The following is a 14,815-nucleotide window of genomic DNA, read 5'->3' on the forward strand; positions in this document are numbered from 1 at the left end:
TCGCGATAATAATGACTGGCTGATTCGTCAGGAAGTTCAGGGTTCGACTGATGAGGAACTGAACGCGCACGCCCGTCATATTCTTGACAGGGGTGCGGAGTCTCTTGGCTTCACATTCCACCATGGAAAGAACGATGCGGATCTCAGTGTCGTTCTCAAAGATATCGACCTCAAGAAAGTGGAGATCAACATCACATGCTGTCCCGGCAAAGCAGTTGCGGTTGCCGAGCAGCTTGTAAAGATTGTGAAAGCAGCAGGTGCTGAGAACGATTTCCGAGGATCAATAGGCTACAATCCTTTCCGCCGTCTTCTCAAGCACGGTCTTCCGTTCCCCAAGGATGCGGCTCAGGAAGGGAAGGCTCTTTATGAGGTTGTCAAAGAGATCAAAGGTCTCCGTTGCTTTGCGGTAGACAGCTTCATGTTTAACAACGCAGGTGCGTTCATCACTCAGGAACTCGGCTATGCACTCGCATGGGGTGCCGAGTGGCTTACATTGATGACAGAAAACGGGCTGACTGCCGATGAAGTGGCATCGCGTGTCAAATTCAACATGGGTATTTCTTCCAACTATTTCATGGAGATTGCCAAATTCCGCGCAGGCCGCATGCTGTGGGCTGAAATTGTTAAGGCTTATGACGCAGCAGAAGAAAACTGCAAAATGTATGTACATGCGGTTACAAGCAAATTCAACCAGACTGTGTATGACTCTCATGTGAATCTTCTTCGTTCCATGACCGAGACAATGAGCGCTGCACTTGCCGGCGTTGATTCCTTGGAAACTCTGCCGTTTGACCAGTGCTACAAGTGTCCGGATGAGTTCAGTGAGAGAATCGCGCGCAATCAGCAGGTACTTCTCCGCGAAGAGTCGCATCTTGACAAGGTTGTGGATCCTGCGGGCGGCTCATATTATATAGAGACTCTTACAGCTTCTGTTGCCGAGCAGGCATGGAAGGTCTTCAATGAAACAGAGGACAACGGCGGTTTCGCCGCTATGCTTGCCAAGGGTGAGATACAGGCTAAAGTAAACGAATCAGGAGTAAAACGTCATCTTGACGTAGCGCGTCGCAAAGAGAATCTTCTCGGCACAAACCAGTATCCTAATTTCAGCGAGAAAGCACTCGACAAAATTCAGGAAGAGGGTTGCTGCAAATGTGGCTGTCATGCAGGCGAGGCTCAGGACGGTGCCGTTGAATCACTCAACTTTGACCGCGCTGCGAGCCAGTTCGAGCAACTTCGTCTTGACACTGAGCGTTCCGCTCATCGTCCGAAAGTGTTCATGCTTACAATCGGCAATCTTGCCATGCGTCTTGCTCGTGCCCAGTTCTCTTCCAACTTCTTCGGTTGCGCCGGATATGAGATTATCGACAATATCGGTTTCAACTCTGTCAAGGAGGGTGTGGATGCCGCTATGGAGAAAGGCGCAGATATCGTTGTGCTTTGCTCAAGTGATGACGAATATGCCGAATTTGCTCCTGAAGCATTCAAGGAACTTGACGGTCGCGCGATGTTTGTTGTCGCAGGTGCTCCCGCATGCATGGACGACCTCAAGGCTCAGGGCATAGAGAATTTCATTCACGTGAGAGTAAATGTGCTCGACACGCTTATCGGATTTAACGCTAAACTCCTCAAATAATCATGAGACCGAATTTTAAAGAAATAGATATAACAAAGACCTTTGCCGGAAAAGGTCAGAAGCCTGCGGTCGGTGAAGAATGGATGACTGCGGAGCTCATACCGGTAAAGCCAATATACACCAAAGAGGATCTTGAGGGAATGGAACATCTCGACTTCGTGTCAGGTATTCCTCCGTTCCTGCGTGGTCCTTACAGTGCAATGTATCCATTGCGTCCGTGGACAATCCGTCAGTATGCGGGTTTCTCTACGGCTGCCGAGTCAAACGCATTCTATCGCCGCAACCTTGCATCCGGGCAGAAAGGTCTGTCAGTTGCATTTGACCTTCCTACCCACAGGGGTTATGACGCCGATCATGAGCGCGTTGTAGGAGATGTCGGAAAAGCAGGTGTGTCAATCTGTTCGCTTGAGGATATGAAAGTTCTGTTTGATGGTATTCCATTGAACAAGATGTCTGTCTCAATGACTATGAACGGCGCTGTGCTTCCTGTTCTTGCCTTCTATATCAATGCCGGTCTTGAGCAGGGTGCGAAACTTGACGAGATGGCTGGTACGATCCAGAATGACATTCTCAAGGAATTCATGGTGCGTAACACATACATCTATCCGCCGGCATTCTCTATGAAGATTATCGCAGACATCTTCGAGTACACATCTAAGAATATGCCCAAGTTCAACTCAATCTCCATTTCCGGCTATCATATGCAGGAAGCGGGAGCTACAGCAGATATTGAGCTGGCATATACTCTTGCAGATGGTCTTGAGTATCTTCGTGCAGGTGTGAACGCCGGTATGGATATCGACTCTTTCGCTCCGCGTCTGTCTTTCTTCTGGGGAATCTCGATGAACTATTTCATGGAAATCGCCAAAATGCGTGCGGCACGTATGCTTTGGGCGAAGATTGTAAAGCAGTTCAACCCAAAGAATCCGAAGTCTCTCGCCTTGCGTACTCACAGTCAGACATCAGGCTGGTCTCTGACAGAGCAGGATCCGTTCAACAACGTTGGTCGCACATGTGTGGAGGCTATGGGAGCCGTTCTCGGACATACCCAGTCTTTGCATACAAACGCGCTTGACGAGGCTATCGCGTTGCCTACCGACTTCTCGGCACGAATCGCCCGTAACACGCAGATTTACATTCAGGACGAGACATATGTCACCAAACAGATTGACCCGTGGGGAGGCAGCTATTATGTAGAGTCTCTTACCAACGAAATCGCTCATCGTGCTTGGGAACATATTCAGGAAATCGAGAAACTCGGCGGTATGGCGAAGGCTATCGAAACCGGACTTCCTAAACTTAAGATCGAGGAAGCTGCCGCCCGTACACAGGCGCGAATCGACAAAGGCACACAGACAATTGTCGGAATCAATAAATTCCGTCTTGACCATGAGGATCCCATTGATATCCTTGAGGTAGACAATACAGAGGTTCGCAAAGAGCAGTGTGCCCGTCTTGAAGAGCTTAAGAAAGATCGCGATGAGGCTGCCGTTCTGGAGGCGCTTGCCAAGATTACAGAGGCTGTCAAGGATCCCTCCAAAGGCAATCTTCTTGACCTCGCAGTCAAGGCTGCCGGTCTTCGTGCGTCACTCGGTGAGATTTCGGATGCATGCGAAGCGGTCGTAGGTCGTTATAAAGCAGTAATCAAAACTATTTCAGGCGTGTATTCTAATGAAGAGAAGGGTGATCCCGAGTTCGAGGAAGCCCGTAAGGCTGTAGCTGATTTTGCAGCGCGTGAAGGACGTCAGCCCCGTATCATGATTGCGAAAATGGGTCAGGACGGTCATGACCGTGGTGCCAAGGTTGTCGCTACTGGTTATGCAGACTGTGGTTTCGACGTCGACATGGGTCCGTTGTTCCAGACTCCGGCAGAGGCGGCGCGTCAGGCTGTAGAGAACGATGTTCATGTGCTTGGCGTATCATCTCTTGCTGCCGGTCACAAGACTCTCGTTCCTCAGGTTATAGAGGAGCTTAAGAAACTTGGTCGTGAGGATATCATGGTGACAGCGGGAGGTGTGATACCTGCTCAGGATTATGATTTCCTTTACAAGGCAGGTGTGGCTGCAATCTTCGGTCCCGGCACTCGTATCCCCAAAAGTGCTATTGAAATGATTCGTCTTCTTAATGAAGACCGTGCTGAATAAGATAACAGTTTTCTGAATAAGGGGAGCGACGGCTGTATTGCCGCCGCTCCCTCTATAGATTTACCCTGAGATGCCATTTCGCACAAATTAATAATGATTAAGGAACAGATAGGACTCATATGAGTGATTATATGAAGGATAACGTATATTCAGTGGAGGAGGAGAATGACGGATATGTCTACAACATTGAGGAAGAAGATATTTCCGCAAATACAGAAGAGTATGTGCTTGAAGAAGAACCAGACCGTAAGGATTCTTCAGCAGAGGAATATGTTATAGATGACGAGGTGCCTGACGATGACATTGAAGTCAAAACAGAAGAGGAGTCTGAAGCGTGGCGTGGCGATACTTGCGAATCAAGACCTTCTGCATTCGGATTATTATTGAAGGTGCTCTCGAACCCGGTTGACGGGTGGAAAGCGGTAAAGCGCAGCAAATATTCCGTAGATTCGTTTGCCGCCGGGTGTTTTTACCCGCTATTGGGGCTGGCTGCTGTCTCTGAATTTACAGCATTGTTTTATGAGTCGGATTCGACACTCTCATCGCTGCTTGTGCCTGCGGTAATAACATTCATAACGTTTTTTTTCGGATATTTTTCTGTATTGCTCTTCGGAGAATTTCTACTTCCCCGAGAGGCGCGTAAAACGCTTCATACATATTATGGTAAGGAATATGTGATGATAAACATGTCGACACTGGCAGTTTTCTATATATTATTCAGATTGTTTCCGATTGTAGGTCCCATTCTGGCTTTTTTGCCGTTATGGACAATATATATTACATGTAAAGGCGTTAAATTATTCAGAGTGTCGCCGGAGAAAGAAACAAGAACGTGCGGAATGCTCTCGTTTCTGATGCTCGGATGTCCGATTTTCTGGAACTGGATATTCAACGAACTGTTGCCGGTAGAGGCGTTATAGATATGAAAGCAGAACACGTAAACATAAAAAACAAGCGTGCGAGGTTCGATTATGAGATTTCGGACACGTATGTTGCAGGAATTGTGCTTACAGGCACAGAGATAAAGTCTATCCGAGACGGCAAGGCTTCACTTGTCGATACCTATTGTATGGTAGAAAACGGAGAAGTCTGGGTCAAGGGTATGAATATATCCGAATATTTTTATGGTTCTTACAATAACCATGAGGCAAGACGTGATCGTAAGCTGTTGCTGAACAAGAAAGAGATACAGAAACTTGCTAAAGCCGCAGAGGATGTCGGTTTTACAATTGTCCCGATGCGCGTTTTTATAAATGAGCGTGGGCTGGCAAAGATGCAAATCGGTGTCGGTCGTGGAAAGAAGCAGTATGACAAGCGTCAGTCAATACGTGAACGTGAAGACAAGCGCAGCATTGACAGGATGTTCAAGCATTAAGACGATGAGAAAACTTGAACTGCTTGCGCCGGCTGCCGACAAAGATGTGGCAATGGAGGCAATCCTTCATGGCGCGGATGCCGTGTATATGGGCGCATCAAGCCATGGTGCCCGGAAAAGTGCGGCAAATTCCGTCAAGGATATTGCGGAAGTCGTTTGTTTTGCCCATAAATTCCGCGCAAAGGTATATGTCACTGTAAACACCCTTGTGTATGATAATGAAATTGCAAAGGTGGAGAGCCTTGTCAGAGAACTTTATACCGCAGGCGTGGATGCTATCATTGTTCAGGACATGGGTCTGTTACGAATGGATATTCCACCGATCGAATTGCATGCCAGCACACAGTGCGACACACGTGATGTTGCTAAAGCAAGGTTTCTCGAGGATGTGGGTTTTTCTCAGATTGTGCTTGCCAGAGAGTTGGGTATAAGTGAGATAAAGGCGATTTGTGACAATGTTTCAGTTCCGGTAGAGGTCTTTGTGCACGGAGCTTTGTGTGTAAGCTATTCAGGACGTTGCAGGGCAAGCTTCGTTCAGAACGGACGCAGTGCGAATAGGGGAGAATGCGCCCAGATGTGCAGGTTACCATATAATCTTGTGGATTCACAGGGACGCATGTTTGTCAAGGATAAATATCTTTTGTCGCTTAAGGATTTCAATGCGTCGATGATGCTGACGGATCTGATTGAGGCAGGTGTGTCAGCATTCAAAATAGAGGGGAGGCTGAAAGATGTTGCATATGTGAAGAATATAACGGCATATTACCGTAAATTGATTGATGCCTTCATTTCAGCGCATCCCGACAGGTATTGCAGGTCATCATACGGCAATAGCGAGATCTCATTCGTTCCGGATCCTGATAAAAGTTTTAACCGAGGATTCACAAGTTATTTCCTTGAGGGCAGAAAGCAAAAGACAATGGCATCGTTGCTGACTCCGAAATCATTAGGTGAACGGATTGATAATATCAATGAACTCAATAACGGAGATGGAATAAGCTTTATCAATTCGGATGGTGAATACGAAGGTGTGCGAGTCAACCGTGTGGAGCGTGGCCGCATTGTGGGCGCGCGTCCTTTCCGTTTGCCGGAGGGATGTGAGATACGACGTACATACAATAGGGAATGGCAGTCGGAACTTGATAAGCCTACGGCAAAAAGGTATATTTCGGTTGATATAAGCATTGACGAAAACGGTGTTTCAGCAAGCGATGAGAGAGAAGTTGAGGTCCGGATTGCTCTTGATGTGGATAAATTCAGGGCTGAGAAGAAGATGCAGCCTGAGAAGGTTTTGTCAAAATTAGGGAATACCATCTATAGGTTGCGGAATTTCCGGAATGAACTGCATCCGGATACATATATTCCAGCCTCTCAGCTGAATGCTCTGAAACGAAAACTGACAGAAGCCCTTGATGCCGCGGCTGAGGCATCATATTGCTTCAATTACCGGAAAATTGAGAAGGAAGCAAGTTATGTGACGCATCGACTCGAATCTGATGAAAATGTTGCAAACACTCTTGCGGAGGATTTTTATAGATCGCATGGTTGTGTTGTAGCTTCGAGAGCTATAGAGACAACAACGGATAATGGTGGAGACATGGTCGTCATGAATACACGCTATTGCATCCGCAGAGAGTTGGGCTGCTGCAAGAAAATAAAGAACGGTTCAGGCACGTTGTCCGGTGCCAGTGAGCCGCTTTATATAGAATCAGGTCGAAACAGATTCCGACTTATGTTTGATTGCTCACAATGCGAGATGAAAGTCATCCGTGAGGGGAAGTGATTTTTATGGAATCGCGCGTGGTTGAATCCGGGTCTATTTTGGCAGGATTTGCGTATCGTTGAAGCAATGAGTCGCGTAAAGAGATGAATCTGAAGGTAAGATTCGTCAAGGTGTCATTCTCACCTTCAGACATTTCATAGTCGGCACCGGCTTTGTACTCATAGTTAAGCCTGGTTATCGTGTCATCATATCTTTCACACAATGAAAGAAGAGTAGAGCTGTCGGTCGCATACGCCATGCTGTCAAGGTATGCTTTGGCGATTCCACTGCTTTTAAGAAACAGGTCTCTCGCTTCTCCGCGCAGAGACCTTTCGTTTTTCTTGACACACGACTGCATAGTCAGACCTGCAGCAACTGTAGTCAATACTATATATATGATACTTCTCATTTTATATTCAATTTATCTTTAAGGAAATTTCCTGTGTATGAATCCTTCGTTTCCGCAACTTGTTCGGGGGTGCCCTGAGCAACAATATTGCCGCCTGCGTCTCCACCTTCCGGACCGATATCTATCAGCCAGTCTGCGGATTTTATGACATCCATATTATGCTCAATGATAATGACCGTATTCCCTTTCTCTACAAGTCTGTTAAGAGATTTAAGCAGTGTCGAGATATCGTGAAAATGCAACCCGGTTGTCGGTTCGTCAAAGATAAACATGGTATGCTCGTGCTTGTCAAGAGATATATAATATGCAAGCTTCACACGTTGGTTCTCACCTCCGGAGAGTGTTGAGGAAGACTGTCCTAATTTTATATAACCAAGTCCGACATCTTTGAGAGGCTGAAGTTTCTTTATTATTCTCTTTTCTTGAGTTCCGTTTGACTCACTTAAAAACTCGATAGCTTGGTTTACAGTCATTTCGAGGAAATCGTATATATTCTTTCCACGATATTCCACATCAAGCACTTCCTGTTTGAACCTTTTGCCGTGGCAAACCTCGCAAGGCACTTCTATATCCGCCATAAACTGCATGGGTATTGTAATTGTGCCTTCCCCTTTACATTCCTCACATCTGCCACCCTCCGTATTGAAAGAGAAATAGGCGGGTGTGAACCCCATCTGCCTTGCGAGCTGTTGCTCGGAAAACAGTTTGCGGATTTCGTCATATGCTTTCAGGTATGTCGCCGGATTACTCCTTGAAGATGTTCCTATCGGGTTCTGGTCAACAAATTCTATTGCCTTTACAGTACCGATATCCCCACCGAGAGAGCGGTGTGTGCCGGGTATATCTCCAGTTTCTCCCAATGCGCGGACAAGCGCTTTGTAAAGAATCTCTCTTACGAGCGTTGATTTTCCACTGCCGCTGACTCCGGACACAACGGTCATGACACCAAGAGGAAAACGCACATCTATATTTTTCAGATTGTTCTCAGCCGCACCGATTATCTCAATATATTGTTTCCATGGACGTCTGAGCCCGGGAACGGGAATGGTGCGAGTTCCGCGCAGATAGTCAACGGTATAAGAGCCGTTGGCGTCGCCTCCCTTGAGAATCTCTTTCAGATTCCCCTTGAACACGATTTCTCCTCCGAGTCTGCCGGCATCTGGACCTATATCCACAATTTCATCTGCGGCGAGCATTATGTCTTCATCATGTTCCACAACAACGACCGTATTCCCGATTTTCTGCAGACTTCGAAGAACGCGTATAAGTTTCTCTGTGTCGCGTGAGTGAAGACCGATGCTTGGTTCATCAAGAATGTAAAGAGAACCTACAAGAGAACTTCCGAGAGATGTGGCAAGATTTATTCTCTGGCTTTCACCACCGGACAGCGTGGATGACAACCTGTCGAGCGTCAGGTATCCCAGCCCCACTTCATTGAGGAAGCCGAGACGCTGGTTGATTTCCAGCAAAAGTCTTGATGCTATCTGTTCGTCAGTCTCATTAAGTTTTAGATTCGCAAAGAATTCTGCAAGTTCTGAAACCGGCATTTTTACAAGATCTGTTATCGTTTTACCGGCAATTTTTACATACTCCACATCTTTCCTGAGACGTGAGCCATTACATTCAGGACAAACGCTTTTGCCTCTGTATCTTGCCTTCATTACCCTGAACTGGATTTTATCCTGCCGGGAGTCAATCCATCTGAAGAAACCGTCGATACCTTCCCAGTGGCTGTTGCCATGCCAAAGGAAGTCTTTCTGAGACTGGGTGAGATCCATATAGGGAGTATGGATAGGAAAATTGAAATGTGGGGCGACATGTATCAGATGTTGCTTCCATTCATTCATTTTTTCTCCGTTCCAGCATTTCACGGCATTCTGGTAAACAGACAGCGTCTTGTTCGGAATTACAAGTTCTTCGCTGATGCCCAGTACTTTGCCGAAGCCTTCGCAAACAGGGCATGCTCCGTAGGGGTTGTTGAAATTGAACATCAGATCGCTTGGTTCGCGAAATTCCATGCCGTCAGCCATGAACCGCTTGGAAAACTGATGTTCATGAACTCCGTCTTTTCCCCAGATCTTTATAATACATTCATCGTGTCCTTCGTAATAAGCGGTTTCAACAGAATCAGTCAGACGGGAAATCTCGTCTTTATTGTCAGAAACTGAAAGACGGTCAATCAGCAATCTGTAACCGTCAGGTGAATCAGGTGTTCCCTTTGACCTGAGGTCGGATATAGTGATAAATTCGCCATTCTTTTCAAGACGGGAGTATCCCTCTTTCATATAAATCTCAAGCTGTTGGTCGAATGTTCTTGATTCAGGCACACGTATGTCAATAAGAACAGCCATGCGGGTACCTTCTGGATATGAGAGAGCCGTCCTGACCATATCCTCGATGCCATGTTTCTTGACCTCAAGTCCGGAGACAGGGGAGAATGTGTGACCGACTCTGGCATAAAGCATACGGAGATAATCGTAAATTTCCGTTGCTGTACCCACAGTGCTTCGTGGATTTCTTGTGTTTACCTTCTGTTCTATTGCTATTGCCGGCGGCAATCCTTTGATATAATCGCATTCAGGTTTGGACATGCGGCCAAGGAACTGTCGGGCATATGCGGAAAGACTTTCGACATAACGACGCTGACCCTCTGCATACAGAGTGTCGAACGCAAGCGAAGACTTACCACTTCCACTAACCCCCGTTACAACTATAAATTTATTGAGAGGCAGAGAGATATCTACATTCTTCAGATTGTTTACTCTTGCCCCCTTTATGACGATGTTCTTTTCTTCCATTTTTCTATTGTGTCCATGATTATTTAACAAATAACGCGCCAAATTGTCTCGGATTCCAATGGCTTGTTGTCTTTAATCGTAATTATGACTATTTTTGCAGATGTTTTCATCATATATGTTTGAATGACGGCAAAAGAATTTGATAAAGAATACAGGCGATTGTTGCTACCGCTCGGAATGTATGCTTTGAGAATCATTGGGAGTGTAGGTGATTCGGAGGATGTTGTGCAGACGGTTTTTCTGAAAACATGGGACCGGATTCGAGCCGGGTTCGAGCCGGACAACCTCAAGGCGTATCTTTATATGGCTGTAAGAAACGCATCTCTGCGACATCTGTCTGCGAAAGCCGACGAGCTTACTGATGATATTGAAGATGCTGCAGAGGTAACAGAAGAAGATGTGGACACATCCGAGCGTGATGCGCGTCTGTGGAAAGCCGTTGAAGAGTTGCCGGAAAGGTGTCGTATTATATTTCTACTCTGTAAAAGAGACGGGTTGTCGTATAAGGATGTTGCTTCGGAACTGTCAATTTCCGAGAAAACTGTCGAGAACCAGATGACGAAGGCGATGAAGTCACTGCGTAAGGCATATGGCATTGCATCTGACAGTAATATTCAAATAAATATTTTTTTCTTGCCTTTTTTATAATTTTTCCTGTTGATGGATGGGGGGAAATCGGTATTGCCGGGTCTATGTAGTAAACAACAATGAAGACTTATGGCAAAAACAGAAAAATTTGATGAGGACAGCGGCTTTATAGCGCGGCATTTTAAGGAAGACGCGTATCGTCCCGTTTACTCTTTCGGTATTTCAGATTCTTTTAGAAACAGACGTCGCAGAGTGTCGCGATGGGTGGCTGCATCAGTGGCGGCAATTGCATTGACTGCAACGGCAGTTGTCGTGTCATATCAGTTACGGACTGACAACAACGCGATAGAACCGGCTGTAGTGTCCTTGCCCGGTGCGTCAGAAGTTGACAGATCCGATGAAATCATACGTCTTGAATTCAATGACGCTCCGTTGTCGGAAGTTGTTGAAGGAGTAGAAAACGCATATGGTGTCACTCTTACAAACGTGCCGGAAGATGATTTGCGACTTACGCTCAGTTACGAAGGAACCGCACAGGATTTCATAGAGACTGTAAACGAGCTTTTAGGAACCGAAATAAGGATTGAAAAATGAGAAAACTGAGATTTCTGATTCCCGTGTTGGGAAAACTCTTAATTATGTTCAGACTCATATGTCTTATTCTGGTCCTGTGTGTGGCGGAATCAGTTTATGCCGGGAAGATCACTTTAAAATCCGTTGACAGACCGGCTGAAGAGGTGTTTGCAGAGGTAATGCGGCAGAGCGGCAAGAATTTTATATATTCGTCAGATATTCTAAGGGGATTGAAAGTGAGAGTTGATGTGAAAAATAAAAGTCTTGGCAAAACTCTTAGGGAATTGTTCAAGGGAACTGATATCGAATATAAAATCAAAGGTGACAATATATTGCTTATGCGCAGGAAAAAAGAGAAGTTTGTTCCCAAACGCAGCATAAGTGATCCTCGTCTCAGGGATACGGATTCGATAAAAGTAGGAATTCTGAGAGACGTTATTGTGGATGGCAGCAGAAACAAAACCTTGGCTATGAATTCAACAGATATCGGTGCTCTCAATGTCTCGAAAGATATGATTGCCAGGACACCGGTGATATTCGGTGAATCCGATGTCATAAAGACGCTTCAGTTCGAGCCGGGAGTGTCGGGAGGTGTGGAAGGTACGGCGGGCTTGTACGTGCATGGAGGCAACATGGATGAGAATCTGTATATGCTTGACAATATACCTTTGTATCAGGTAAATCATTTAGGCGGCTTGTTTTCTGCGTTCAATACAGAGGCTATCAAAAACGTGGATTTCTATAAATCCACGTTTCCGGCAAAGTTCGACGGACGCCTGTCATCATTTATGGATGTATACACACGGGATGGCTCCAATAAGAAACTTAACGGATCTATACGGCTTGGATTGACATCGGGAGCAGCCCATTTCGAAGGACCTCTGTATAAAGATAAAACTACATTTTCATTGTCGGCAAGGCGTTCGTGGTACGAATTGTTAACATTGCCTGCCGTGGCGATTGCCAATTCCATTAATGACAAGGAGGATGATGACTTTTCTTTCGGTTATGCGTTTACTGACGTAAATGCGAAAATCACCCATAAGTTTTCAAACCGCAGTCGCGTTTATGCCCTGTTCTATTATGGAGAGGATTATCTCAACAACGGTACGCACACACCTGAAGATAAGAAAAATGACTATTATGATAAAGATGAGTCACGACTCCGCTGGGGTAACATAGTCGCTTCAGCAGGATGGATATATGATTTCACACCGTCTTTATGGGGTAAGGTGTGCGGAGCTTTCACACGATATTATTCGACAATGAGCACCCTTACGGAAAGTGCGACGCTCAATGACGGAGAGAAGTTGAATTTTACGTCCAATAAGGTCAGCTCTCATAACAGTATTTCCGACTGGATCATAAAAGCGGATTTCGAGTGGAGGTCATCCATGATTAACAAATTAAATTTCGGCGCGTCTATGACATTTCATAATTTCCTTCCATCGCGTGATTCAAGGGAACTTGTGGCAGACGGTGTGACGACTGTGCTGGAGGGGAATGGAATGGATTATAAAGCCAGGGAGTTCAATATATATGCCGAAGACAACCTTTCGCTTGGAGATCGGCTTAAATTGAATTTCGGACTTCATTACAGCCTTTTCAATATCACCGGAAAAACGAAATTCGGGTTGTCTCCGAGAATCGCTTTCAATTATCATCTAAAAGACAATGTGGCGATCAAAGGAGGCTATTCGCGCACAGTGCAGTATATACATCAACTGTCGCAGAGTTCTATTTCTCTGCCTACCGACCAATGGGTGCCGGTAATTGACTCTCAATCTCCTCAGGTTGCCGATAAAATCGCGGTTGGCGCATACTGGAACGCAGGAAATATGTTTGTTGTCTCAGTTGAAGGTTATTATAAATGGATGAAGCATCTTGTTGATTATAAGGATGAGTATTACCTTCTTCCTCCGGATATGCAATGGAACGCCATACTTGCCGAAGGCAAAGGAACTTCAAAAGGTGTAGACTTCAAGATTTCAAAGGAATTCGGAAAAGTGTCAGGTCAGATTTCATATTCATTGCTGTGGGCAGACCGTCAGTTTGCCGAAAGGAACGGCGGTCGTAAATATCCTGCCAGATTTGACAACAGACATAAAATCAATGTTCTTGTCAACTGGAAGATTAATGATAAGTGGGAGTTGGGCGCGAGCTGGACAGGAATGAGTGGAAACATGATTACTCTTCCGACACAGTGTTGGGTTGATCCCGGACTCGCGCCGTGGCATTATAACATGCTCTTAAAGACTGATATAAACAATTTCAGACTTCCTTTCTATCACCGTCTGGACTTGAGCTTCACACGCCATACCCGTCATGGCTACTGGACATTCGGGCTTTATAACGCTTATTGCAATATGAACACAATTGCCGTCAGGATGGATTATTCCAACAGCCAGTTTATATCTGCACCTGATGAAAACGGATATTATTCATATAAAATGATTCCTGTTTTTCAAAAAATCAAATTATTACCAACTATTCCTTCTGTATCCTACACATGGCTATTCTAAACAAATTAATATCGGCAGCGGTCATGACAATCGTTCTTACCGGTTGCTACAGCGATTTTGAACCTGATATAGACAGCACACCCGTAGTGTGTATAAATGCAAATGCCAAAGTCGGAGAGGTTCTTAAAATATTCGCCACAAGAACATGGCGATGGACGGAAATCAATCAGGATGAAGGCGCCGACATACAATTGAAAGACGGCGAGGTGTCGCTTTACGTGAATGACGAACTTTTCGAGGTATTGCATTATTCCGAATGGGATTACCACGACCCTAAGTATTCTTGGGTCAACAAGCAGTGCGGTTTTCTTTCATCGTATTATCCTCAGCCGGGAGACAAAATAAAAATCATGGCACACAGTCCTTTATATGGTGATGCGGAGGGTGAGGTGACGGTGCCGTTTCCTGTAGAAATCAATGAAGTGGAAAGTCTCGTTTCAGATCTGGATGTCTGTCAAGAGGGAAACACTGTCTTATATAGGGCAAATGTAAGTCTTGGCATCAGGTTTACGGATCCGCTTGATATTACGAACTACTATCTTTTCGAGAGCAATCTGAATACTTATGAAAGCAGTTTTCATGACACACGCGTTGTGTTCGATTATAATTCCGAACCTCTGTTTACCGAACACGTGTCATCGCTTGAATCCGTAATATCAGAGACTTCCGGATATACGGTCTTCTCAGACAGGATGGTTTCAGGTAAAACATATCCTCTCCATATCAGGCTGAATGAGATTGAATATCGTGTTTCATCTGAGAATGGTTTCGAATCAAATAAGTCATACATCAGGTTTGCGTTGAATTCCATATCCGAGAGCTATTACAGACATGTGATTTCCGTTTGGGAAAGCAACGACGGCATCAACGGTATATTGGGAGACGTTGGACTTGCTGACCCGGTATGGGAATGCAGTAATGTGTCAACAGGAGCCGGTGTGATATCGGCTATCGCACCGGCAAGTATAAAAGTTCCTTTGTCTTCATTTTTCAAAGAGGACTGAACATACA

Annotated in this window: 11 protein-coding genes; 9 read left to right on the top strand and 2 right to left on the bottom strand. The window is 45.5% G+C overall.

Going from position 1 to position 14,815, the window contains the following annotated elements:
- From JX312_RS02435 to JX312_RS02455, 5 genes are all read left to right on the top strand, one after another.
- On the top strand, nt 1-1,633 hold a 1,633-nt coding region (locus tag JX312_RS02435), incomplete at its 5' end, for a methylmalonyl-CoA mutase family protein (RefSeq protein ID WP_204456915.1).
- Nucleotides 1,634-1,635: 2 nt separating this feature from the next.
- Nucleotides 1,636-3,777: a methylmalonyl-CoA mutase gene (scpA, locus tag JX312_RS02440; RefSeq protein WP_204456917.1), complete on the top strand. Its 2,142-nt coding sequence runs from the start codon at nt 1,636-1,638 to the stop codon at nt 3,775-3,777.
- A gap of 119 nt (nt 3,778-3,896) precedes the next feature.
- Entirely contained in the window at nt 3,897-4,697 is an 801-nt protein-coding gene (locus JX312_RS02445; protein WP_204456919.1) for a hypothetical protein, read from the top strand.
- A gap of 2 nt (nt 4,698-4,699) precedes the next feature.
- Nucleotides 4,700-5,152 carry an SsrA-binding protein SmpB gene (gene smpB / locus JX312_RS02450; protein ID WP_123407690.1) on the top strand — a complete coding sequence of 151 codons (453 nt, stop codon included), beginning with the start codon at nt 4,700-4,702 and terminating at the stop codon, nt 5,150-5,152.
- A 4-nt stretch (nt 5,153-5,156) separates the two neighbouring features.
- Nucleotides 5,157-6,935, top strand: coding sequence for a U32 family peptidase (locus tag JX312_RS02455; protein ID WP_204456920.1), 1,779 nt, complete (start codon nt 5,157-5,159; stop codon nt 6,933-6,935).
- On the opposite strand, the gene JX312_RS02460 is transcribed toward JX312_RS02455, so the two are convergent.
- Nucleotides 6,916-7,323 carry a hypothetical protein gene (locus tag JX312_RS02460; protein WP_123407694.1) on the bottom strand — a complete coding sequence of 136 codons (408 nt, stop codon included), beginning with the start codon at nt 7,321-7,323 and terminating at the stop codon, nt 6,916-6,918. The genes JX312_RS02455 and JX312_RS02460 overlap by 20 nt on opposite strands.
- Nucleotides 7,320-10,121, bottom strand: coding sequence for an excinuclease ABC subunit UvrA (uvrA, locus tag JX312_RS02465; RefSeq protein WP_204456922.1), 2,802 nt, complete (start codon nt 10,119-10,121; stop codon nt 7,320-7,322). Before uvrA ends, JX312_RS02460 begins: the two co-directional genes overlap by 4 nt.
- Before the next feature lie 123 nt (nt 10,122-10,244).
- On the opposite strand from uvrA, the gene JX312_RS02470 reads away from it, so the two are divergent.
- The 4 genes from JX312_RS02470 to JX312_RS02485 all read left to right on the top strand — a co-directional run bounded on the left by JX312_RS02470 (nt 10,245) and on the right by JX312_RS02485 (nt 14,808).
- The gene (locus JX312_RS02470) at nt 10,245-10,769 is read left to right on the top strand and encodes an RNA polymerase sigma factor (protein WP_204456924.1); all 525 of its coding nucleotides are present in this window, start codon (nt 10,245-10,247) and stop codon (nt 10,767-10,769) included.
- Nucleotides 10,770-10,838: 69 nt separating this feature from the next.
- Nucleotides 10,839-11,303 carry a hypothetical protein gene (locus tag JX312_RS02475; RefSeq protein ID WP_204456926.1) on the top strand — a complete coding sequence of 155 codons (465 nt, stop codon included), beginning with the start codon at nt 10,839-10,841 and terminating at the stop codon, nt 11,301-11,303.
- A gap of 44 nt (nt 11,304-11,347) precedes the next feature.
- On the top strand, nt 11,348-13,804 hold the full coding sequence (locus JX312_RS02480; protein ID WP_204456927.1) for a TonB-dependent receptor domain-containing protein: 2,457 nt from the start codon (nt 11,348-11,350) through the stop codon (nt 13,802-13,804).
- The gene (locus JX312_RS02485; RefSeq protein ID WP_204456929.1) at nt 13,792-14,808 is read left to right on the top strand and encodes a DUF4249 domain-containing protein; all 1,017 of its coding nucleotides are present in this window, start codon (nt 13,792-13,794) and stop codon (nt 14,806-14,808) included. Before JX312_RS02480 ends, JX312_RS02485 begins: the two co-directional genes overlap by 13 nt.
- The last annotated feature ends 7 nt before the right edge of the window (nt 14,809-14,815 follow it).

This window comes from Barnesiella sp. CU968, assembly GCF_905219685.1.
In the GTDB taxonomy this organism is placed as follows: Bacteria; Bacteroidota; Bacteroidia; order Bacteroidales; family Muribaculaceae; genus Lepagella; species Lepagella muris_A.

Excerpts from the sequence above, each read along its gene's own strand:
- scpA (WP_204456917.1), top strand. The coding sequence starts at position 1,636 with ATGAGACCGAATTTTAAAGAAATAGATATAACAAAGACCTTTGCCGGA.
- JX312_RS02485 (WP_204456929.1), top strand. The coding sequence starts at position 13,792 with ATGGCTATTCTAAACAAATTAATATCGGCAGCGGTCATGACAATCGTT.
- smpB (WP_123407690.1), top strand. The coding sequence starts at position 4,700 with ATGAAAGCAGAACACGTAAACATAAAAAACAAGCGTGCGAGGTTCGAT.
- JX312_RS02480 (WP_204456927.1), top strand. The coding sequence starts at position 11,348 with ATGTTCAGACTCATATGTCTTATTCTGGTCCTGTGTGTGGCGGAATCA.
- uvrA (WP_204456922.1), bottom strand. The coding sequence starts at position 10,121 with ATGGAAGAAAAGAACATCGTCATAAAGGGGGCAAGAGTAAACAATCTG.
- JX312_RS02455 (WP_204456920.1), top strand. The coding sequence starts at position 5,157 with ATGAGAAAACTTGAACTGCTTGCGCCGGCTGCCGACAAAGATGTGGCA.
- JX312_RS02445 (WP_204456919.1), top strand. The coding sequence starts at position 3,897 with ATGAGTGATTATATGAAGGATAACGTATATTCAGTGGAGGAGGAGAAT.
- JX312_RS02460 (WP_123407694.1), bottom strand. The coding sequence starts at position 7,323 with ATGAGAAGTATCATATATATAGTATTGACTACAGTTGCTGCAGGTCTG.
- JX312_RS02470 (WP_204456924.1), top strand. The coding sequence starts at position 10,245 with ATGACGGCAAAAGAATTTGATAAAGAATACAGGCGATTGTTGCTACCG.
- JX312_RS02475 (WP_204456926.1), top strand. The coding sequence starts at position 10,839 with ATGGCAAAAACAGAAAAATTTGATGAGGACAGCGGCTTTATAGCGCGG.